This window comes from Mucilaginibacter metallidurans, assembly GCF_003286435.2.
Lineage (GTDB): Bacteria > Bacteroidota > Bacteroidia > Sphingobacteriales > Sphingobacteriaceae > Mucilaginibacter > Mucilaginibacter gossypii.
Genome location: NZ_CP043449.1, coordinates 2,284,220 through 2,307,236 on the forward strand (window position 1 = coordinate 2,284,220; position 23,017 = coordinate 2,307,236).

General features: G+C 42.4%; 15 protein-coding genes. 11 read left to right on the forward strand and 4 right to left on the reverse strand.

Annotation, left to right across the window (positions count from 1 at the left end):
• The first annotated feature begins 74 nt into the window (after window positions 1-74).
• Together DIU38_RS09915 and DIU38_RS09920 are read left to right on the forward strand one after the other, a co-directional pair.
• Complete coding sequence (locus tag DIU38_RS09915; RefSeq protein WP_146750378.1) at window positions 75-3,509, forward strand: beta strand repeat-containing protein; 3,435 nt, start codon at window positions 75-77, stop codon at window positions 3,507-3,509.
• 4 nt (window positions 3,510-3,513) lie between these two features.
• Window positions 3,514-3,750: a hypothetical protein gene (locus DIU38_RS09920; protein WP_112652375.1), complete on the forward strand. Its 237-nt coding sequence runs from the start codon at window positions 3,514-3,516 to the stop codon at window positions 3,748-3,750.
• Window positions 3,751-3,816: 66 nt separating this feature from the next.
• Here the strand turns inward: DIU38_RS09920 and DIU38_RS09925 are convergent, their stop codons facing one another.
• Together DIU38_RS09925 and cobA are read right to left on the reverse strand one after the other, a co-directional pair.
• On the reverse strand, window positions 3,817-4,176 hold the full coding sequence (locus tag DIU38_RS09925; RefSeq protein WP_112652374.1) for a DUF7009 family protein: 360 nt from the start codon (window positions 4,174-4,176) through the stop codon (window positions 3,817-3,819).
• 4 nt (window positions 4,177-4,180) lie between these two features.
• Window positions 4,181-4,909, reverse strand: a complete 729-nt coding sequence (cobA, locus tag DIU38_RS09930) for a uroporphyrinogen-III C-methyltransferase (RefSeq protein WP_112652373.1) — start codon at window positions 4,907-4,909, stop codon at window positions 4,181-4,183.
• A gap of 289 nt (window positions 4,910-5,198) precedes the next feature.
• Between cobA and nirB the strand changes: the two genes are divergently transcribed.
• The 6 genes from nirB to DIU38_RS09960 all read left to right on the forward strand — a co-directional run bounded on the left by nirB (window position 5,199) and on the right by DIU38_RS09960 (window position 16,732).
• Window positions 5,199-7,694 (forward strand): nitrite reductase large subunit NirB, encoded by a 2,496-nt coding sequence (gene nirB / locus DIU38_RS09935; protein ID WP_112652372.1) that lies wholly within the window; start codon window positions 5,199-5,201, stop codon window positions 7,692-7,694.
• Between the two features lie 66 nt (window positions 7,695-7,760).
• Complete coding sequence (gene nirD, locus DIU38_RS09940; protein ID WP_090525796.1) at window positions 7,761-8,111, forward strand: nitrite reductase small subunit NirD; 351 nt, start codon at window positions 7,761-7,763, stop codon at window positions 8,109-8,111.
• Window positions 8,112-8,706: 595 nt separating this feature from the next.
• Window positions 8,707-10,248: an alginate export family protein gene (locus DIU38_RS09945; RefSeq protein WP_112652371.1), complete on the forward strand. Its 1,542-nt coding sequence runs from the start codon at window positions 8,707-8,709 to the stop codon at window positions 10,246-10,248.
• 108 nt (window positions 10,249-10,356) lie between these two features.
• A complete protein-coding gene (locus DIU38_RS09950) occupies window positions 10,357-11,649 on the forward strand; it encodes an MFS transporter (protein WP_112652370.1) in 1,293 nt (430 codons plus the stop codon).
• Window positions 11,650-11,769: 120 nt separating this feature from the next.
• Entirely contained in the window at window positions 11,770-15,285 is a 3,516-nt protein-coding gene (locus tag DIU38_RS09955) for a nitrate reductase (protein ID WP_112652369.1), read from the forward strand.
• Between the two features lie 4 nt (window positions 15,286-15,289).
• The gene (locus DIU38_RS09960; protein ID WP_112652368.1) at window positions 15,290-16,732 is read left to right on the forward strand and encodes a rubredoxin; all 1,443 of its coding nucleotides are present in this window, start codon (window positions 15,290-15,292) and stop codon (window positions 16,730-16,732) included.
• 64 nt (window positions 16,733-16,796) lie between these two features.
• On the opposite strand, the gene DIU38_RS33920 is transcribed toward DIU38_RS09960, so the two are convergent.
• The gene (locus DIU38_RS33920; protein ID WP_244311277.1) at window positions 16,797-16,958 is read right to left on the reverse strand and encodes a hypothetical protein; all 162 of its coding nucleotides are present in this window, start codon (window positions 16,956-16,958) and stop codon (window positions 16,797-16,799) included.
• A gap of 32 nt (window positions 16,959-16,990) precedes the next feature.
• Window positions 16,991-17,794, reverse strand: a complete 804-nt coding sequence (locus DIU38_RS09965) for a 3-keto-disaccharide hydrolase (RefSeq protein ID WP_244311278.1) — start codon at window positions 17,792-17,794, stop codon at window positions 16,991-16,993.
• A 123-nt stretch (window positions 17,795-17,917) separates the two neighbouring features.
• Here DIU38_RS09965 and DIU38_RS09970 point away from each other — a divergent pair, with 123 nt between their 5' ends.
• The 3 genes from DIU38_RS09970 (at window position 17,918) to DIU38_RS09980 (ending at window position 23,004) form a co-directional block, all read left to right on the forward strand.
• A complete protein-coding gene (locus tag DIU38_RS09970; RefSeq protein ID WP_112652366.1) occupies window positions 17,918-18,511 on the forward strand; it encodes an RNA polymerase sigma factor in 594 nt (197 codons plus the stop codon).
• Window positions 18,512-18,581: 70 nt separating this feature from the next.
• Complete coding sequence (locus DIU38_RS09975) at window positions 18,582-19,526, forward strand: FecR family protein (protein ID WP_112652365.1); 945 nt, start codon at window positions 18,582-18,584, stop codon at window positions 19,524-19,526.
• A 124-nt stretch (window positions 19,527-19,650) separates the two neighbouring features.
• On the forward strand, window positions 19,651-23,004 hold the full coding sequence (locus DIU38_RS09980; RefSeq protein WP_243770771.1) for a SusC/RagA family TonB-linked outer membrane protein: 3,354 nt from the start codon (window positions 19,651-19,653) through the stop codon (window positions 23,002-23,004).
• The last annotated feature ends 13 nt before the right edge of the window (window positions 23,005-23,017 follow it).

Here is a 23,017-nt window from a genome sequence, read left to right on the forward strand (position 1 = left end):
CTATTAATAAATATGGGATAACTATGCACTTGCGGGATGTCTTTAAAACACCACGGAAATTTTTTTTACTGCTTTTGATAAATCTTTTCTTTTGTGCAAGCAACGCACTCGCTTCTTATACCTTTGCCTGGGATGGCAGTTCATCAACGGATTGGAATACTACAGCGAATTGGACTATTTCCGGCTCGGGAAGTGGAACAGCCACTTATCCGGGGAGTGGGGGCAGAACCGATGACATTGTTCAGTTTGGGGTAACCGGATCAATATATACCAATCAGCCGGTATTGGCTACAAGTGTAACAGTTGGCTCCATTACATTTGGAAGTATTCAATACATTTCCACTTATGTACTAAGCGGTACAACATTAACGGGAACCGTTTTAACTGTTAACGGCGCCACACTTACCGTAGCGGGAGATATTACCCAAAACTATAATTCAAGCACTTCAGGCACAAGTATTTTTAATGATATCAGGGGAACGGGAACTGTAACCTGCACCAACTTACAGTTTGGCAGCACTGCTTCTGTAACAACCTCATCCTTTTCGTTTTTAATCCTTGAAGCATCTGCTTTTACAGTAAGCAATAACGTTAATATTAATTTAAACGTCAGGCAAATAAATGGCAGCGGTATCAGGCTTGAAGGAGGCACGATGACCATAAACGGGCAGATCAATTTTACCAACCGGGGTGTGACGGCCAGAAATTCAGGTTACTTTACGGTCAATGCCCGTACATCATATAAAGTAACAAACACGAATACGAATCCCACATTAGTATTGGCTAATACGAGTGCTATTGGTACATTAGTTACCCCGTATTCTTCAGCAAACTTTTATGGCGACCATAACCCGGGCGGTAAGGCAACGGTCAGGTATACCGGCTCAAATCCTTTAATTTATACTACAGCCACACTTGGGTTTGGTCCTGGTGGTGGGGTAGTTAACACTAACGCTTCAACTGATCCTATTTATGATAACCTGGTGATCCAGGGGACGGGGACAGCGGTTATAGGTGGATCTGCAAGTACGGGGCAGACGAGTTATCTTAACGTCGATTCCGCGCTTACGACAAACTCAAACGTCTCCTTTTCAAACCCCACAAATACTACCACTACTATAGGGGTAGCCGGATCAACAGCGGCCACGTGGACGAATAATTCGGCAGCAACCATTACCGGTGGTACGGGATCAATTGATATAAACGGAACACTTAGCAATGCAGGTACCATGAATATGGGTACGGGTGCTTTAAATATCTCGCGTAATTACACAAATACAGGTACGTTCACGCCTAACCCATCCGCGCTGATATCATTTGACGGTACAACCCAAACGCTTACAGACGCAACTGCCACGGGAACAAATTTTTACAATGTTACCTTCACCACAGGCGGAACAAAAACAATGGCCTCAGGAAGTACATTTACCGTCGCGCCAACTTATACATTAAATGTTAACTCATCGTCAACGCTTGCGGTAGGCAATGTCACATCGACCACAACGGCGCTTACCATACTATCCACCGCTGCAGGCGATGCAAGTATCGGCAGTCTTTCAGCAGGCACCATTACCGGCAGTATCAATGTTCAACGTTATGTGAAAGGTACATTGCGTCGCTATATGCTAATGTCATCGCCGGTACTTAATACAACATCAACATTTTTAACAACAGGTTCGCTTAGCACCTATAATCTTTTACCGCTTATTGCTACAACATACATTACCGGTCCAGGTGGTACGGCAAATGGATTTGATGATGCTACAGCTACCGGCAACAGCCCTTCGGTATTTGTTTATGATGAAAATGCACCGGTTACTTCGGATGTAAATCAGGTATTGAATAATGAATACAAGCCTTTTAGCTCAACCAGTCAGGGTTTGCCACCAGCAAACGGTTTTTTATACTATTTCAGAGGGAGCAGGAGTGTAGCAAACCCCTTTGTAAGGCCTTTTCCGGCAACAGATAATGCTACGCTAAACTTTTTTGGAACTGTTATTAAGGGTACGGGGGCCAGCAATGCAACATTAACGGCCAATATTGTGAATTTTCCATCGACACCGCCAACTTATTATACCACTACGGCAGTAAGTGCCCCGGCTACCTTGTCTTATCACACGTCAACACCGGTTGTTAAACAAGGTTTAAACCTTATTGGTAATCCATATGCCTCGGTAATAGATCTGCATACCCTTTACACTGTAAACACTACTAATAAATTTTATTATATGCTGGTAAAAGATGCCAGTACCGGAACCAATAGCTCGTCAACCAAATTCGCGTTGTATGATGCCAGTACCGGATCTATTGGCACAGGAGCAAGCCGCTACGCTTTATCAGGGCAAGGATTTTTTACCGTTGCAACCTCTGCTTCAGCTATTAAGTTTGATGAAACAATGAAGGTAGCATACTCAAATTATAGCGGAGCGCTTCCATCAACCCCTGTATTTAATGTTGTTGGCAGCCCTTCAAAAAACATTACGGCTTCATTTGCAGCAAGCCCGGCTACCAATAATGTTGAAAGCAGTATTCCTCGTCTAACTATGAACCTGGTACAAGACGCTATTGTTCATAACTCTACCGACATCAATTTTGATGAAAATGCTACCGCCAGGTTCGTGCCCGGTGAAGATGCACCCTACTATCAGCCATCGGGGCAGGGCAATTTGTTTTACTCGTTAAGCAGCGATTCGGTAGGGTGTTTTGCTAATTACACAGGTAACATAGAAAATTTAAAACGTGTAAATCTCATCGTTACTTTCTCGAATTATGGCACGTATAAACTTACCTCGCCCGTAAAAAAGAATATAGATGCAAGGTATTCAATTTATCTAAAGGATAAATACACCAACGATTCGCTTGATGTTGTACATAACTCCGAATACGCATTCAAGGTAGAGTCAAACCCGGCAAGTTATGCTCATGACAGGTTTTATCTTAAAATAGGTATCGTCCCTGGTCACGATTATCGCCTGTTAACCTTTACAGGGAAGAAAGTTACTGAAGGGATAGCTCTAAACTGGGAAACCAATAATGAAAGTAATTTTACCAAATTCGCTGTTCAAAAAAGTGCTGACGGGGGCAAAACGTTTTTGACTATAGATAGCCTGCAGTCAACAGCTACCGGTAAGTATAGCTACACTGACCAAACTCCAGGCAGTGGCCAAATCATTTATAGGCTTAGCCAAAACCTGGTAACCGGCGAAACTAAATTATCTGATAATCTAAATTTTGAAATACAGCCGGGTCCCGGTGTAAGTAAATTCCTGGTATATCCAACTGTGGTTTCGGCCAGTACAGTAAATATAAAGTTAGAACAAACATCTTCAAAACCTGTTAGGATAAGTATAGTTAGCCCTTCGGGCGCTATTGTCAGAAAGCTATCGGCTACTGGTACTAATACCTTTCAGGAAAATGTTAATAGTTTAGGCCGGGGACTTTACATAGTAGTTGCAGTTAATGAAAGCACAGGAGACAGGATTGGGAGCGGAATGTTTTTTAAACAATAACAGTATGTACGTATTATCTATAATTACATCAAAATGGAAAACAGTATTAGCTGTTATTATAATCAATTTGCTTACAGTATCCTTGAGTTATGCAGATCCGGGAGATGGCCTTTGCGATGGTAATGATGGTGGACCTGATGGCTGCCCGCTTGATACCTGGGTATGGATATTAATTTTAGTTGCGTTATTTTTTACCGTGCGGCATTTAAGGTTGAATAACCAATCCAAAACTTCATCATAACTTCGGTTTAAATGATTTTTATTTACTGATAAAGTATATTTATCAGTAAATAAATTCACTCCCAGGTTAATGTTGAAGTTTTAAGCTCAATGGGTTAGGATAATTGTCGCTTTGGTCTTCAGCCACATTGTCAAGACATTTAAAATCTTTTTCAATAAGCAGGTACATCTGGTTGTTGTTGCTTTCGTAACCAACACGGTCGGTGCTTGCCCATTCAACGGTCATCGCGGCTGGCATATACATAATTATGGTATTATCGCTGAACCCGGCAGTTAAAAATTCAGTTGCAGAGCGTTGCAATGCATATTTAAATACTTGTGAACCAAAATTGGTGCTTTCTTCCAGATAGCCGTCCTTGTTAAAGTTTTGCACGTCTGTTTTGGTGAGGCGGTAACGCAGTGAGTTTCCTTTTATCCTGATCTTCATTTCCTTAATTTTTTACGTTAACAACATCACCTATAATAATAATAGCGGGGTAAGTAAGCTGATTATCTGCCGCGATAGCTTCAAGGTCGCTTACTTTTCCTTTTGCAGATTTTTGTTGGGGCAATGAAGCATGTTGTATAATAGCTGCCGGTGTATCCCCTTTGCCAGCCTTTATATAGGCTGATGTTATTTCTGCCAGCTTTTTCATCCCCATATATATAACAACTGTTGCGTTACTGTGCATGGCGCAGGTTAAATCGGCAGATAGGCTGCCGTCTTTTTTGGTGCCGGTAACCATCCAAACGCTTTCGCTCACTTGTCGGTGGGTTAGGGGGATGTCTTCCAGCCCGGAGGCCTGCATGCTGGTTACACCCGGTATGTAATGTGTGGTGATACCATGTTCACGTGCATAAATGATTTCTTCAAACCCGCGGCCAAATATAAACGGATCGCCTCCCTTTAACCTTACCACGTTACCTTTAGTAAATGCGTAGTGTTTTATCAGTTCATGAATTGTTTCCTGCGGTGTATAATCACCATAAGGTTGCTTGCCAACGTATACCTTTTCACAATCATCCCGGCTTATCGCCAGTAACTCTTTGTTAGCCAGGTTGTCATATAATATCACATTTGCTTGCTGTAATACCTTAAATCCCTTGATAGTCATCAAATCTGGGTCTCCTGGACCTGCTCCAAGTACAAAAAGTTCAGGATTTTGTATTTGTTTTTGCATTTTATTAAATTAGTGATTAAAAAATAGAATTTTAAGCCTTTATATTTTAGTTGTTTTGTTAAAATAGCAAAATTAGTTTAAAAAATCTGTTTAAATAATGATGTAAATTATATTAATAGCACTAATTTATGAATTTAAACGTCAATAATCATGATTTATTTAACAAAAAATTGAAATTAAATTTTTATTTGATGCTTTTTTGAGTTATAATTGTAATATAAATGAAGTCAAGGTCGCAGTTGATTCATTTTTAGTTTGAAAATTGCTTTAACATTTAAAAAATTTCGATATGTCAAAACCAACCATCATTGTTGTTGGCAACGGTATGGTAGGTTATAAGTTTTGCGAAAAACTTTTAGCCAGATCAACACAGTTCCAAATAATTGTTTTTGGCGAAGAGCCGCGTCACGCTTATGATAGGGTGCATCTTAGTGAATATTTTAACGGTAAGACTGCTGATGACCTGTCGTTATCCACTTTATCGTGGTATTCAGATAATGGCATCGCGCTGCATTTGGATGACCCCATTCAGGAAATCAATCGCACTGAAAAAACAATCCACTCTTTAAAAGGCATTACACTTAAATATGATTACCTGGTTTTAGCAACCGGCTCATCGGCTTTTGTACCCGATATTCCGGGTATTGAAAAGGAAGGTGTGTTCGTGTATCGCACCATTGAAGACCTGGAGTTGATCAAGGGCTGCGCTGTTAATGCAAAATCAGGGGCTGTAATGGGTGGCGGCTTGCTGGGGCTGGAAGCTGCTAAGGCTTTAATAGATCTTGGCATTTCTGAAACGCATGTCATCGAATTTGCACCGCGCCTGATGCCGCGTCAGATAGACTCTGCAGGGAGTAATATGTTGCAAATGAAATTGAGCCAACTGGGGTTGCATATTCACTTAAATAAAAGCACAGCCGCTATTACCGGCGATAAAAAAATACAGTCGTTAAAATTTAATGATGATAGCCAGCTTGCTATAGATATGCTGGTTATTTCGGCCGGTATTCGCCCGCGCGATGAGCTGGCTAAATTGGCGGGTTTGCATGTAGGTACACGTGGCGGTATTGTGGTGAACGAAAAAATGCAAACCAGTGATGAATGTATTTATGCTATTGGTGAATGTGCTTTATACGAAGGTATGATATATGGCCTCGTTGCACCCGGCTATGAGATGGCTGATATTGTAGCAGCTCATTTAACTGAGGCTGATAAGAGTTTTTATGGCTATGATATGAGCACCAAACTAAAGTTGATTGGTGTTGATGTGGCCAGTTTTGGTGATGCCTTTATTACTGAACCTGATTGCCGTACCATTTTGTTTGAGGACACGCATAAGGGGATTTATAAGCGCATTAACATTACAAACGATGGTAAGAACCTTTTAGGTGGTATTTTAATCGGCGATGCAGATGCTTATAATATGCTGCTGCAAACCGTTAATAATAAAATAGTACTGCCGCCGGATCCTGAAGATCTGATATTAGGATCAAGGGGACGTGAAGCTAATGCCGGAGCAGGTGTAATGAGCTTGCCCGATGATGCGCTGATCTGCTCATGCGAGGCGGTTACCAAAGGTGCTATCTGCTCGGCAGTGAATGACGGTGGTGTTACTGGCATTGATGGCATGAAAAAATGTACCAAGGCGGGCACAGGCTGCGGCGGTTGCGTGCCGTTGGTAAAAGATTTGATTGCCGGCACCATGAAGGCAAACGGTCAGTATATTAAAAATGTTATTTGCGAGCATTTTGATTACTCGCGCCAGGAATTGTTTGACCTTGTTAAAATAAACGGGCTGAAAAACTACGACCTGGTGCTTGACCATTACGGCAAGGGCGATGGCTGTGAGGTTTGCAAGCCGGTTGTTGCCAGTATTTTATCCAGTTTATGGAATGATGTTATTGTAAAACAGGAAGTAATACAGGATAGTAATGATCGATTTTTAGCCAATATCCAAAAAGGAGGTACTTATTCTGTTGTGCCCCGTATTCCGGGCGGCGAAATTACGCCTGATAAACTGATTGTAATTGGTCAGGTTGCCAAAAGATACGGATTGTATACCAAAATAACAGGGGGGCAGCGTATTGATATGTTTGGTGCACACTTGAGCGATCTGCCTTTAATTTGGGAAGAGCTTATTGATGCCGGTTTTGAAAGCGGGCACGCTTACGGTAAAGCACTCCGTACTGTAAAGAGTTGTGTAGGAAGTACCTGGTGCAGATTTGGTTTGCATGATAGTGTAACTTTTGCTATTGAGGTAGAGGATAGATATAAAGGCATCCGCGCGCCGCATAAAATTAAAGGCGGCGTAAGTGGTTGTGTTAGGGAGTGCGCCGAAGCGCAGTCAAAAGATTTTGGAATTATAGCCACAGAGAAGGGTTGGAATTTATATGTGTGTGGCAATGGTGGCTCAAAGCCTCAGCACGCCCAGTTGCTGGCTACAGATATTGATAAGGAGACTGTAGTTAAATATCTCGACAGGTTCCTGATGTTTTATATAAAAACAGCCGATCAGTTAACCCGGACAGCAACCTGGCTTAATAAGCTGGATGGCGGCATGAGCTACCTTAAAAATGTAATAGTAAATGACAGTCTTGGATTGGGTGAGCAGTTGGAAGAGGAAATGCAGGCATTGGTAAATACCTACCATTGCGAGTGGAAAGAAGCTATAAATAACCCTTCAATGCGTAAGCGCTTCGCTCATTTTATAAATGCGCCTGATGAAAAAGATCCTCATGCTCAATTTGAGCCAATGCGTGAACAGGTTCGCGCTAAGGAATGGTAGGTTTTATTAGGAAATCCCGAGTTTTTAGTTCAAAGTTAGATTGATCATTATTAAAAAGAAAACACAATGGAAGCAACAATAGCAACCCAATGGATCATGGCCTGTTATGTTGATGATGTGCCAGAAAATGGCGGATCATGTATTAAGCACGGCGATGAACAGATAGCAATATTTAATTTTACACGTCGCAATGAATGGTATGCAACGCAAAATCTTTGCCCACATAAGCAGCAAATGGCAATATCGCGTGGCATGATCGGCAGTGCCGGCGAAAGCTGCGAGCCAAAAGTAGCTTGTCCTTTTCATAAAAAAACATTTTCGCTGCTTACAGGTGAGTGTCTGGGTGAAGAGGAATTGGTGATAAAAACTTATCCTGTAAAAATAGCCGATGGAAAAGTTTTTGTCGGAGTTGATTAAATGTTAGTGTATTTAGGCGGAAAATAGAACTTAATTTACATTAAGCGCCGTTGCCGAAAGGGGTAATGGCGCTTTTTTTGTGTTTTTGTTTGAAATTTCGGTGTATTTCATACACCAAGGCAGTGCTTAATAAAGTCATGTTCGTTTTTGCTATCTTATTTTGAATTTATTTTCGAATTTTTAGAGTTTAAAGCAAATTTAAATGCCTTTATATCGATGTATGCGATTTTTTATAGTGATTTTGTTTTGTTTAAAGGGTTTTAATTTGGTTTTTGCGATGGTTTATTGGTTTTTTATCTATTAATAAATTGTTAAAAATGCATTTCATCTGTTTTTGATCGTTTGTAATTTGAGTTTTTATCAAAAAATATAGTTTTTAATGATTTTAATCATAAAAATTCATTTTAAAAATCAATTATTTGTACGCAATCATTAAATAAGTTATATTTATCATAATTAAATAGATAAATAAATCAAAAAAGGTTGAGCCTATGGTAAAAATCAAAAATTCATAAAAAAGCCCTGCCGGGAGGTCGCATTCCCAGACAGGGTTAAATAGTTTTTAATCGCTTTAACAAATAAAAAACCAATTCAAATGTACAAAAATGTATCTAATCAATACACTATTGGAAAAATTCTATTAATTATATCATGTTTCGTTTCTTATAATGCTTCTGCGCAGTTGTCTTTGACAGGGCAGATCAAAACAAGGGGCGAATTACGTGATGGTTATGGAACTTTAGAACCGATAGGTAACAAAAACGCGGCCTTTGTGTCACAACGAACGCGGCTCACCTTTAATTACAAAAGCAGCAAGCTTATTTTCCAAACATCCGTACAGGATGTAAGGCTTTGGGGCCAGGATGCCTCAACTATTACTATCAACGATGGCAGCCGGCTAAGCCTTCACGAAGCCTGGGCCGAGCTGATCCTCTCCAACAAAAAAGACACTTCCTTTAAAAGATCACCTGTCGATTATTTCGCCATAAAAGCTGGTCGCCAGGAAATTAGCTATGACGATGAACGCTTGCTTGGTGCTACCGACTGGATTCAGCAAGCCCGCAGGCACGACGCCATCGTATTAAAACTTCTTCAATCAGGCTGGCAGGTTGATCTCGGCGCTGCCTTTAATCAAAGCTCTGATGCTATTAACTATAATGGCACCTATTATACGCCGGCCAATGTACCCGCTACAGTAAAGGATAGCAAAGGTAATCTGGCTAACACCCCTGCCGGGCTTATCCCGCTGGTAAATGCATCGGGCGTTAGTGCCAAAAATGGCAATCTTTCATTTTTAAATCCTCCCGGTACTAATGGGCAAAACCAAAACTATAAAGCACTTGAATATCTCTACTTTGCTAAAAAATTTAATAAAACTAAAGTAACCGGCCTTTTCCTGGCCGATCAGTTTGCCAAATACAAGCTCGATTCGGTAAAAAATGTATCAGGCGAAGATGTTGGTTATATATATGGCCGCCGGTTTAATCAACCTGGAGTTAATACCCGCTATACAACCGGGCTGCTTGTTAATCCCGTTTTCGGCAGCAAAGATGAATGGGCTGCTACCGCTGGATTTTATTACCAGGGAGGTCATGATCGCGACGGTGCTGAGTTAAGTGCTTACACTTATACCGCATCTTTGTTATACAAAAGCAGTAACATGGCTTACACAGCCGGATGGGACTATCTGTCAGGAAATGATGCGCTGTCCACTTCAAAAACCAATCACAGGTTTGACCCATTGTATGGTACTCCGCATAAGTTCTGGGGTTATATGGACTATTTTTATGCAGGCACCGGATCCCCAACCGGCGGCTTGAGCAACCCTTACGTTAAAATCAAATATCTTTCAGATAATAAGCGATTTAGCGTTGATTTGGCTAATCATTACTTTCTGTTGGCTAAAGATCAGAAAGGAACAAACGGCCAACCTATCGACAAATATTTGGGTACCGAATTTGATCTCACCAACAGCTATAAGCTTAACAAATTTACCGCTGTTGATCTGGGCTTATCCTATATGGCAGCAACCCACAGCATGGAGTATGCTAAAGGTTTAACGCCGGATAGCAGCAAACTTCACCCGTTTTGGGCGTACCTGCAGCTTAATATCAAACCTGAGTTTTTAAACAAGTAATGTAGGCTGAAAGCTTAAGGCTAAAAGCCGAAAGCGAGAAATGTTAAAAAATCAAAGTACAAACAAATAGCTTTTAGCCTTAGGCTTTGAGCTTTAAGCTTAAAAAAAATGGAAAAACAACTTACCAAACTCAACATATTTTCATTGAAGGGTGTACAAATGCGCACCTTTCACATCACATGGCTCATGTTTTTTGTATGCTTTTTTGGCTGGTTCGGCTTGGCCCCATTAATGCCAACCATCCGTGCCGAATTACATTTGAGTAAAGGACAAGTGGGTAACACCATCATTGCATCTGTAGCTGCAACAATTATTGCCCGCCTTATTATAGGTAAACTTTGTGATACCTGGGGACCGCGTAAAACAGCTGTTAGGTTATTAATAATAGGGTCCTTACCTGTATTTCTGGTAGGTCTGGCGCATGATTACACGTCTTTCTTATTGTTTCGGTTGGCAATCGGTGTAATAGGTTCATCTTTTGTAATTACCCAGTTCCACACTTCTATGATGTTTGCGCCTAACATAAAAGGTACAGCCAACGCTGTAACCGGCGGTTGGGGTAACCTTGGCGGCGGTGTAACTAATATGGTGATGCCTTTAATATTTGCTGCTATAGTAGGAGCCGGTTTTACCAAGGCCGAAGCCTGGAGGTACGCCATGATAGTTCCGGGTGTAATGATGCTGATAATAGCATTCGTATACTGGAAATTTACCAAAGACACGCCTAACGGTAACTATGATGAAGTAGGTTATGCCAAAACCAACCCATCAAAAACCGATTGGTCGATATTGGCCGACTGGCGTGTTTGGACACTTACACTGGCCTATGCGATGTGTTTTGGTATGGAGATCACTTTTGATAATGTAGCTTCCCTGCATTTTGTAGATACTTTTCATTTGTCGCAAAGTTCGGCCGGTTTCTGGGCAGGTATTTTTGGCTTCATGAACATTTTTGCCCGTGCATTAGGCGGCATTGTATCTGACAAAGTTGGTGGCAAATTCGGAATGCGGGGCAAGGGCTTATTGCTTGCCGGCGTACTGCTGCTGGAAGGCATTGGTCTTGTTCTGTTTGCAAATTCGGGCAACCTTACAATGGCTATTATTTCCATGCTCTCGTTTGCACTGTTCCTCAAAATGTCAAATGGTGCTACTTATGGTATAGTTCCGTTTATCAATAGTAAAAATGTTGGGATGGTAAGCGGTATAGTGGGTGCAGGCGGTAACCTTGGGGGGATGTTGTTTGGGTTTCTTTTCAAGTCCGAACATATCACTTATATACAGGCATTTACTTACATCGGTATAACTGTTATGGTGATTTCCGTGATTGTATTGATCACCCGTTTTCAAAAACAGGCTGAAGCTCAAACAGCAGATGAGCCTGCTTTAGCTTTAGGAGCTTAAAGCCCGGGCAAAAAAATTTTAAGCAGAAAGCCATTAACGCTTTCTGCTTAAAACACATAATAAATAGTAATAAATAAAAGAGCTTTTGGCTTTCAGCCTTAAGCTTTTAGCTTAAAAGAAATGTTGAATAAACGCCCTCAAAATACATTTAAAAGTACTTGCTGCTACTGCGGAGTAGGATGCGGCGTGGTAATTAATAAAGAAAAAAATGGCAGTATAACGCTTGAGGGCGATAAGGACTATCCTGTAAATAAAGGCATGTTGTGCAGTAAAGGGCTTAACCTGCATTACACAGCTAATGATAAAACCGACAGGCTGCTGTACCCTCAAATGCGTTATAACAAAAGCATGCCCCTGCAAAGGGTAAGCTGGGACGACGCATTGGAGCGCACAGCAGCCATTTTTAAAACGTTCATTGATAAATACGGGCCGGATTCGGTTGCATTTTATGCCTCAGGCCAGTGCCTTACTGAAGAATATTATGTTGTCAATAAGCTAATTAAAGGTTTTATTGGTAGTAATAATATAGATACTAATTCGCGTTTGTGTATGAGCAGCGCGGTTGCCGCGTATAAAATTGCTTTAGGCGAGGATACTGTACCTGTTTGTTATGACGATATTGAACTGGCCGATTGCTTTTATGTTACCGGAGCTAACCCAGCCTGGTGCCATCCTATTTTATGGCGAAGGGTTGAAGCGCATAAAGCCGCAAATCCCGATGTGAAAATCATTGTTGTTGACCCCAGGGTTACGGATACCTGCAGCAATGCCGATCTGCACCTGCAGTTAAACCCGGGTACCGATATCACCCTTAACCACGCTATTGGCAGGGTATTGATAGAGAATGGGGATATCGATATTGATTTTGTAAACAATCATGCTGATGGTTTTGAGCAGTACAGCAAATTGGTATTTGAACGTACCCTTGCTGAATCATCTGCAATTTGCGGTGTAAGTGAAAACGACATCCGGCTTGCTGCCAGTTATATAGGCGATGCAAAAGGTTTCATAACGATGTGGACAATGGGGCTAAATCAAAGCGCTGTTGGGGTAAATAAAAATTTAAGCCTCCTGAATCTTAACTTGATAACAGGCCATATTGGTAAGCCGGGATCTGGCCCATTATCGCTAACCGGGCAACCAAATGCTATGGGCGGGCGTGAAGTGGGAGGGCTTGCTAATCTTTTACCGGCGCATCGTGTTTTAACCAATCCGTCAGACAGGGCGGAGGTACAGAAGTTTTGGGGAGGTACAGAGATAGCCGCCAAACCCGGCCTTACCGCTACCGAAATGTTTGAGGCCCTGAATGATGGCCGCCTTAAAGCCATCTGGATCATGTGTACCAACCCCTTAACCAGCTTACCAAACGTACGCCTTGCCGAAGAGGCTTTGAAAAAAGCAAAGTTTGTAGTGGTTCAGGAGATTAGTAATAAGCCCGAAACATTGGCTTATGCCGATGTGATCCTCCCCGCAGCAGCCTGGGCCGAAAAGGAGGGTACTATGACCAATTCTGAAAGGCGTATCAGTTATTTGAGTAAAGTACTTGACCCGCCGGGCGAAGCTATGCCGGATAGCGAGATCATTTGCCGCTTTGCTAAAAAAATGGGGTATAAAGGCTTTGATTTTAAAAATGCTGCCGAAATTTATGCCGAGCATGCTAAACTAACAGGCAAAACCAATATTGATATCAGCGGGCTCACGCACGAAACCATCATACAACAACGGTCAATACAATGGCCGTATAAAAAACGCAATGCAATACCAGGGACGCCCCGCTTATTTACCGACAAGCAATTTTATACCGAAACACGTAACGCTAAGATAAGCGCGGTACCTGATGCGCATACCAGCGAGGTTCCTGACGGCGACTATCCTTTCATTCTAACTACCGGCCGCATCCGCGATCAATGGCATACCATGAGCAAAACCGGTAAGGTAAATAAGCTTAATCAGCATATCAAAGAGTCATTTATCGAAATCAATCCTGTTGATGCGGAAGCTTTGGAGATCGGGGAAGGCGATGTTACTATTATCACATCCCGGAGGGGTGAAGTGCGGGTAAAAGCCCGGATTACCGAACAGATAAAACAGGGTGTTGTTTTTGTGCCGATGCATTGGGGCAAGATCCTGAACAATGATCTGCACCGCATTAACAATGTTACTAATGACGCACTTGATCCGATATCAAAAGAGCCGGATTTCAAGTATTGCGCAGTAAAGATTCAAAAGTATAAAAAGCCTTTTCAAAGAATTGTGGTTGTTGGCGCCGGTGCCGGTGCGCACGGCTTCGTGCGGTCATACCGGGAGTTGAACAAAGATGATGAGATCATCATTTTTAGCAAAGAAGATCATCCTTTTTATAACCGCGTTATGCTGCCAGATTATATCAGCGGCGAGCAACGCTGGGAGCAACTGGTAAAAATGACGGATGAGGAAGAACCCGAACTTAAAATAAGGTTATTACGTGGCATAAGTGTCGAGAAAATAGACCGTGTTAACAAATATGTGCTGGATAGCCGGGGTGTAAAAACTTATTACGATGTATTGCTGCTGGCTACCGGCAGCCGGGCGGCAATTCCTAAAAACGTTCCATCGTTGACAGGGATCTTCAGTATGCGTAGCCGCAATGATGCTGATAACTTTAAAAAGCATGTTCCCAAAAATGGTCACGTAGTAATAGTCGGAGGTGGTTTATTGGGATTGGAGATGGCGGCTTCCTTGCGTGAAATAGGGATTACTATCACCATTATTCAACGTACATCAAGGTTTTTGAACCGTCAGCTGGATGAATTGGGCAGCAGGTTATTGCACGAAGAAATGGTTGACCAGGGCTGCGATATTTTTTATGATGATGAAGTGCAGTTATTTTATGGCCGCAGCAAGCTTACCGGTGTCGGTTTAAAAAGCGGGCGAAAAATTGACTGCGATGCAATGATTCTGGCCATTGGTACTACGCCAAATCTTGAAATAGCAAAAGATTGCGGCCTTGAAATTAAGCGCGGCGTAATTGTAAACGAACGTTTACTTACCAGCGATCCGAACATATACGCCATTGGCGAAATAGCAGAGTTTAACGGCACGTTATATGGTATAACCGCTGCTGCGGAACAGCAAGCCGCAGTAGTTGCAGGTTATATGAACGGCGACATAGCCAGTTATTATAAGGGCAGCCTGTTTATGAATATCATCAAAATTCATGGCTTTGATTTGTGCAGTATCGGTTTATCTGATTGCCCGAATGAAAAAGACTATGAAGAAATTGTGTTTATAGATAAGGCAAAACGTTATTATAAAAAATGCATTATTCACCAGGACAGGCTGGTGGGCACCATTTTAATTGGAGATAAAGGCGAGTTTCAGGAATTCAGAGAGCTGATAGCAAACAAAACCGAGCTTAGCGATAAGCGCCTGAAACTGCTTCGCAGCGGTAAAACGGCTGAACCTGTTTTAGGCAAACTGGTTTGTAGTTGTAATAATGTGGGTGCCGATAATATACGTAATAAAGTAGCCGGCGGCTGTACCCAACTGGCCGATGTTTGCAGCCAAACCGGAGCCGGAACAGGCTGCGGATCATGCAGGCCCGAAGTAAAACGCCTGTTAGAAGAAGTACTTGAGCAACAATTATTAAAAGCTTGAACCAATGGATAATAAGCAACTAATTAAGATAAATTTGCCCGGCGGTGTAGCTTCTGCCGGTGATTTTTACGAGATGCTCATCATCGCGCAAAATGCTGGTGCTAAACAGGTCCGTTTTGGGAACAGGCAGCAAATGTATTTTGAAATTGAAGAAACACAGCTGGAGGATCTGGAATTTGATATGCTTAGTGCCGGTATTGACCATGAAGTTAACCAGGATACTTATCCCAACATCACCAGTTCGTATATCGCCGATGGTATTTTTAACCAGGAGAACTGGCTCAAAGAAGGTGTTTATAAAGACATTTTCGATCTGTTTGATTATCAGCCCGAACTGAAAATAAACCTGGTTGACAGCAATCAAACTTTTGCTTCGTTTTTTACCGGTAACCTTAATTTTATTTCTTCGCCGGTAAGTAATTACTGGTACTTGTATATCAGGTTTCCTAAAACTAATATCCTGTATTGCTGGCCTGTTTTGGTTTATTCGGATGATATTCCCGCCATTGGCAAAGCAATACAACAGGTTATATTTGCCAACAAAAAGCTGTTTTACGATCAGGTTGAAATCAATCCCGATAAGCTTTATCAATTAGTTACTGCCGGTTACCAATTTGTAATCCAGGAAATTGATCAACCGCTTATCATTCCCGAATTTCAACTACCCTATTATGAGGGTTTTAATAAGCAGGGTAACAAATATTGGCTGGGCATTTACAGGCGTCACGAGCTTTTTGATATTGAGTTTTTAAAAGAGATCTGTAACCTGTGCATGCAAACCCGGGTTGGACAATTGTATTTTAGCCCATGGAAATCTCTGCTTATAAAAAATATCGAGGCAAAGCACAGGCCGTTATGGGGCAACCTGCTTAATAAATACCGGGTAAACATCAGGCATGCTTCAAATGAGCTTAACTGGCAGGTTGAAGACCTTTGCAATCCCTGCCTTGAGCTTAAGCAGCAATTGGTAAGCGAATTTGAAGAGGCCGATTTGCGAACATATGGACTTAGCTTTGCCATAAAGCGGTCGCCTAAATCGGGGATTTATGGCTCAATTATGATCCGCGCGCGGATGCCCGATGAATTTGAAATTGTGCATACCCGCGATTTTAACCACAATACCCGCGAATTTGTGATTTATAAACAAGGTGTTGCCAAAGCAGATTTAAGCAGGCACCTGACAGCGCTTTGCGATATGTTTTATGAACAACAAATCAATAATCTATCACCGTTGCCGGTAAGCAAAACCAATACTGAAATTAAATCACCCGATCAAAAAACAGTTCATCAATGTAAAAGCTGCTTCACTATTTATGACGAGCTGTATGGAGATATTTTTAATAATATAGAACCCGGAATGCCTTTTGAAAATTTAAGCTACTATGAATGCCCAACCTGCGGCGCCGAAAAGGAAAACTTTGCAGAACTGATGTATCAAGCCGATTAATCGTTTTTAATAAATTAATTAAAAAAAATCGGCCTGTTTGCTTATTGTAAACAGGCCGATTTTTTTAATAATATACCTTCGGTAATTTATTTTGCCGGAGTAATGATGATGTTTCTGTAATCGATAGGTCCGTGATCCCCTGAATCAGCAGCGGCCCTGGTTCGCCTTCTTTACTGTCGATAGCCCCGCCGGTAATGCCCGGAATCTCCTGCTGGCATATCACCATGGTGCCATTGGCTACGATGGTAACTAAACGCCCTACCAGTGTAATATCATATGATTGCCATTCCCGGCATTTTTTGCCATCATTTTATTAGGCGGCAGGAAACCGTAAATAGCGCTAAACTGGTTATTGATAGGTTCAGGCTCACCGGTTTTAGTGTCGATAACCTGTACTTCATAGCGCCCTCTCAGGTAAACGCCGCTGTTGCTGCCTTTTTGATAGCGAAATTCGATGTGTAATTTAAAATCGCTGAATTTTTGATCGGTAATAAGGTTTGCGCCGGAGTGCTTGCTTCTCAATATGCCCGATTCTACTACCCATTGGTTATTGCCGTCAGTATGCCAGCCTTTGGTATCTTTACCGTTGAACAGTTTAACAGGTTTGCCCCAAACCGGTGCCTTTGCCCTTGTCATTGATGGAGCTCTGACACCTGTAAAATGATAAGTAACCCCATCTGAATATACCATTGTTCCGGTTAATTCGTCACCCTTAACCTCAAATTCAAAATCCATGTTCCGGTTTCCCTCTTCCCATTGCAGCGGGATAGAAAAGCTGTATTTGCCGTCATGTGGTTTTACTTCTGATATTGGTCGCGCACTTCCGAAAGCATAGGTAAAACGGCCAATCAGGGTATGTGTGCCTGATTTTTGAACTTCCAGCCAGGAAGGAAGGCTTTTGCCACCTTTATCAATAGTTATATCCCATCGGCCGATAACAGCAGGATCCTTTGCCTGTTGAGCTTTGGCTCCCGAAATTATTAAAAGCAGCAATCCTGCGATGAGCTGTATGCGGATGAATCTGCTATTTGAGTTCTTTTTAATAGTAGTTTGGTTTCTCATAATTTTTAAATCTACAAACTATCATTCAATATTTTATTACACGGTTGGTTTTTTGTAACAACCATGCAGCGATCATTTTCTTAAAGTTTAGTTAACATTAGTAATGTAGGTTTGTAGCATCAAATGATAGAAATTGCCGATACTATTTTACTTTCACGAATCAGGGAAGACGATCATTCGGCGTTTGATCTGCTGTTTGAGCGTTACTGGGAGCGATCATACCGGGCGGCCAGGGCCAGGATTGACGACGAAGCACAAGCGCAGGACCTCATTCAGGAAATTTTCATCAAACTGTGGCAGCGCAGACATTCCCTAAACATTCAAACAAGTTTCGAGCAATATTTATTGAGCGCGGTACGTCTGAGCGTGATCAGCTATTTCAGATCGCAAAAGGTTACGCATGTGCGCCTGGAGGATGCGTTGCAGCGTGTAGAATTGCTTGAAAATTCCATACATGACCATTCCGGATATCTTGAATTGGAGCAAACGCTTGAACAGGCGGTTAAGCATATGCCCGAAATGCTGCAAAAGGTTTACGAACTGCGCAGCGAAAACCACTCGGTAAAAGCAATTGCCAGCGAATTGGGACTGGCCGAGCAAACTGTAAAAAATTATATCTCTGAAGTACTGCGCCGGCTGCGTATCGTTATCTCCGAAAAACACCCCGAACAAAGCGCCGCCTATTTAGCACTAATACTATTTGTGCTTTACAATTAATTAACAAAATGTTGATGTAAATTATAAGTACCTCCAGGGCCTTTTAACGACTTACTGTTGAAAACCCACTATGGAGCTACGTAAATTTATAAAACAACTTGGCCGGTACCAGAAAGGCACAACCAACGAAACCGAAAAAGCGATCATTGAAGCTTGGTATGATTCATATGATGCCGGGAATGAAAAGCAAGCGTTGCCGGCAGAAGAGCTTGAGCGTGTAAGAAATGCTATGCACGCAAAGATCGGCGGCTCCATCAACACGCCTGTACGGTTGATGTGGTTCAACTATCGCATTGCGGCAAGTATTTTATTGTTATGCTGCTCGGCTGCGTTGATTTATTTTCTGAGAAAGCCCGCAACTGAAGTTCGGGAAACTTATACCACTTTAAGTACACATAACGGTGAGATCAGGAAACTGACCTTGCCCGACAGTTCTGTTGTTTGGCTAAATGCCCAAAGCCGTGTACGGGTCCCTTCTAATTTTGATAAAACTATACGCCAGGTTTACCTGGATGAAGGCGAGGCTTATTTTGAAGTAAAGCATAATGTCCATAAGCCATTCAGGGTTATCACGGCGCCGTTACAGGTGCAGGTTTTAGGAACCTCGTTCAATATCTATGCATACCATAGTCTGCCTCATGTTAAAATAACAGTTGTTACGGGTAAGGTAGGGGTAAGTAAAGGCACAAGGCTGCTGTCATTCCTCACGCCGGGGCAGGAACTTAGTTATTTGACTGATAAAGGCACCTTTGAACAGAAAAAAGTGGATGCTGGTCAAAGCCAGAGCTGGAAAGATGGTGACACTTATTTAAACCGCGTAAAGTTTGAGGAACTGTCGCTGGTTTTCAAAAACCTGCATGGCCTTACGTTAAAGGCAGGCAGCAAGCGCGTACATAATTATTTATTCACTTTACGCATTAAGCGCAACACCCCCGCAACAGAAACGCTGAAACTCATCAGCGCCATACATAATGCACATTTCAGAAAGGAGGGTACTGAAGTAATTATTTATTAACCCTTTTAAAAGAGAAACCGGTCCTGTTTCAGCAGGAGCCGGCTTTAATTTCAGCAGGTGAAGGTTTGCCGACCCCAGCCTGCAATGCTCAGCAAAATTTGACTATTACAAAGCAATCAAAAATATGAATTTCCATACACAGTTATGCAGACAGTTTATGCGTATCTCTTTTTTACTAATTTCCATATCAATAACCATCGGCCTGGTATCGGTAAAAGCCACTGAGTTAGCGGCCCAGGGGGTTAATACCCGGCTTGATATCAGCATCGGGAACGAAGACCTTTCTTCAGTTATAAAAAAACTGGAGCAAAAGGCCAACGTTGTTTTTGCCTATGACGAGTTGTTTTTAAAACTCGCTGATAAACATGTCAACGCGGCAAATTATCAGAACGAAAGCCTTAAAAACATCCTTACAGCATTGCTAAAAGGGCAGGAGATAGGTTTTAAGGAGCAAGCCGGTAATATTATACTATACAGGCAGCTCTCAGGGCACGTAAGCGGCAGGGTAACAGATGAAAGCGGACAACCCCTGCCCGGTGCATCGGTAAGTGTTGTTGGCACCTCATTTGGAATGATGACAGATGCAGATGGCAGGTACAATATCAGCATGCCCGAAGGTACTTATACTGTGGCCGCTTCATTTGTGGGTTACACCCGTGTTGAATCTGCTAATATTACAGTCAATGGTAATCAAACAACTACTTTAAATATTCGCCTTGTGGCCGGTAACCAGCTAAAGGAAGTTACTGTAAGTTATGGAAAACAGCGTGCAAGGGAAGTTACAGGCTCGCTTACCCAGGTTGATGCAGCTCCGCTTCAGGATATGCCTGTAATGCAGTTTGCCCAACAACTACAAGGTAAGGCTGCAGGTGTTCAGGTAGCACAAAGCAGCGGACAGCCGGGCCGAGGTGTAGAATTCAGGATTAGGGGTGCGGCATCCTTTTATGCCAGTAACCAGCCATTGGTAGTGATTGATGGAATCCCTGTTACAGGCAGCATCAATAACATGAACCCAGCCGAGATCGAGAGCTTCAGCATATTAAAAGATGCCTCGGCTACTGCACTTTATGGATCTCGTGCTGCAAATGGCGTAATTCTGATCACCACCAAACATGCAAAACCGGGTGATGCACAGATTGATTTTAATGCTAATTACGGGGTGCAGAAAATACCCGGCGAGCGCGTTCCAAAAATGATGGATGCCCGTGGCTTTGCCCAGTACATGAATGAAAAATTTGCCGATAGCCGTAAATATGAACCAGGTTACACAACCGCCACCCCAGCCGATTATTTGAACCCGGAGCAATACGGCGAAGGTACCAACTGGTATAAATTACTTACCCGCACTGCACCCATTCAAAGTTATGACATCGCCATCCGCAGCGCGCGTGAAAAATCAAGTTCTACTGTGATGGCCGGCTACCAGGAACAGCAGGGTGTATTGATCAATACAGGCACTAAATTGTTTTCATTACGCATTAACCATGACCTTTCATTAAGCAACAATAAATTAAAAATTGGTTTTAACCTTGCGCCAAGCTATCGCCTTGATCATAACAACCGTTTAGGTACTGATGGGGTTGGCGGTTTGTTTGAAAGGATTTTTGAAGCCAGTCCGTTAAAGTCGCCTTATAATGCAGATGGCAGCTACAACCGTGATACTTATTCACCGGGTATGGTGGCTTACATTAATCCGCTGGCCCAGTTCAACCTTACTAACGATGATTATAAAACTACACGCATCCTGGCCAATGGCTATTTAAACTACGAGTTTTTAACCGGCCTTAGCATCAAAACTAATATTGCTGTAGATAAAGGCGGTGAAACGCGGCAGTATTTTCAGTCGGGTGTGGTTACTTCGACGGTAGGCCAGGCCACCGGAACCAGCAGTTCAGTAGATAATGGATCATATACAGCGGAGGCGAACCTCGTTTACCGTAAATCTTTTGGAAATCATAATATCGAAGCGCTGGCAGGATATTCTGCTCAAAAATATAGCGGCACTAATAATACCTTAACCGGTTTGGGTTATCCAAGTGATGATATTCCTTATTTAAATGCGGCGACCAGTTTATCTGCGGGTGGGAGTTCATATAATGCCTATTCGTTGTTGTCAAGCATCGCACGTATTAACTACAACTACAAAGGCAGGTACTTGTTACAAGGCGCAATTCGTCGTGACGGTTCATCCCGCTTTGGCTCAAATCAGAGTTACGGTAATTTCCCATCAATATCTGCCGGTTGGGTAGTAAGCGATGAAAAATTCATGGATCGTTTCAGCTTTCTTAACCTGATGAAGATCCGTGCAAGCTATGGCGTAACCGGTAATAATTTCTTCCCTGGTTATTATGATGCACAGGCAACCATCGGAAAATATTATTATGAATTTGGTGGCGCATCTGTGGCTGGGCAAACTATTAACCGGTTGGCTAACAGTGATCTTCGCTGGGAACGCAATAAACAATTTGATCTCGGCCTGGATCTGTCGCTGTTCAATAACCGGTTGAATTTTACCTACGATTACTACCACAAAATATCCGACGGGCTAATCATGCAGCGTCCTATACCAAAAGCATCGGGCTTTACCAGTATCCTGGATAACGTGGGCGCAATTGAACTGTGGGGACATGAGTTTACCGTTAACTCAAGCAACCTCACCGGCAAATTGAAGTGGACAACCAACCTGAATGTTTCCTTTGATCGCAACCTGATCAAAAACCTTGTTTCTCCGGGCTACATCCGCAGAAATAACACAGTATCTTCTGATTATTACCGCCAGCAGGAGGGACACCATCTGGGCGAGTTTTACGGCTTTGTGTTTTTAGGTTTATATAAAGATGCCAATGACCTGGCTAATTCGGCCAAATATGGCAGCGCCTCTGATGTTGGTACCATCAAGGTTAAAGACATTAATGGCGATGGTGTTATTGATGATGTAAACGACCGTACCTTTATCGGCGATCCTACGCCAACCTTTATCGGCGGCCTTACCAACAACTTTGTTTATAAAAACTGGGACCTGAACATCCACATGGCTTTCTCAGTTGGCGGCAAAATATTAAATGCGGCTAAATGGGCTTATCAAACCAACCTGGATGGTTCACGTGTGATGCTTGCCGCTGCTGCCGACCGCTGGAGATCGCCGGAAAACCCTGGTTCGGGTGTTTATCCGCGTACAAAAACCGGCACTACAGCAATGGGAAGGCAGGTTAACTCGCAATGGGTTGAAGATGGCTCATACCTAACTGCAAAGAATATTTCGCTGGGATACCGGTTTAATTTGGGCGAAAAGTTTTTGATGCGCAGCCTGAGGGTTTATACATCTGTTCAGCAAGCTTTTGTATTTACAAAATATTCGGGCATGAACCCCGAGATCAACTTTGCAGGACTTGACCCTACGCAGGGCATCGGTGTTGATGAAAATGCTTATCCTATCCCACGCACCTTTTCATTTGGTGTTTCAGCAACTTTTAAATAATCTCCCAAAGACC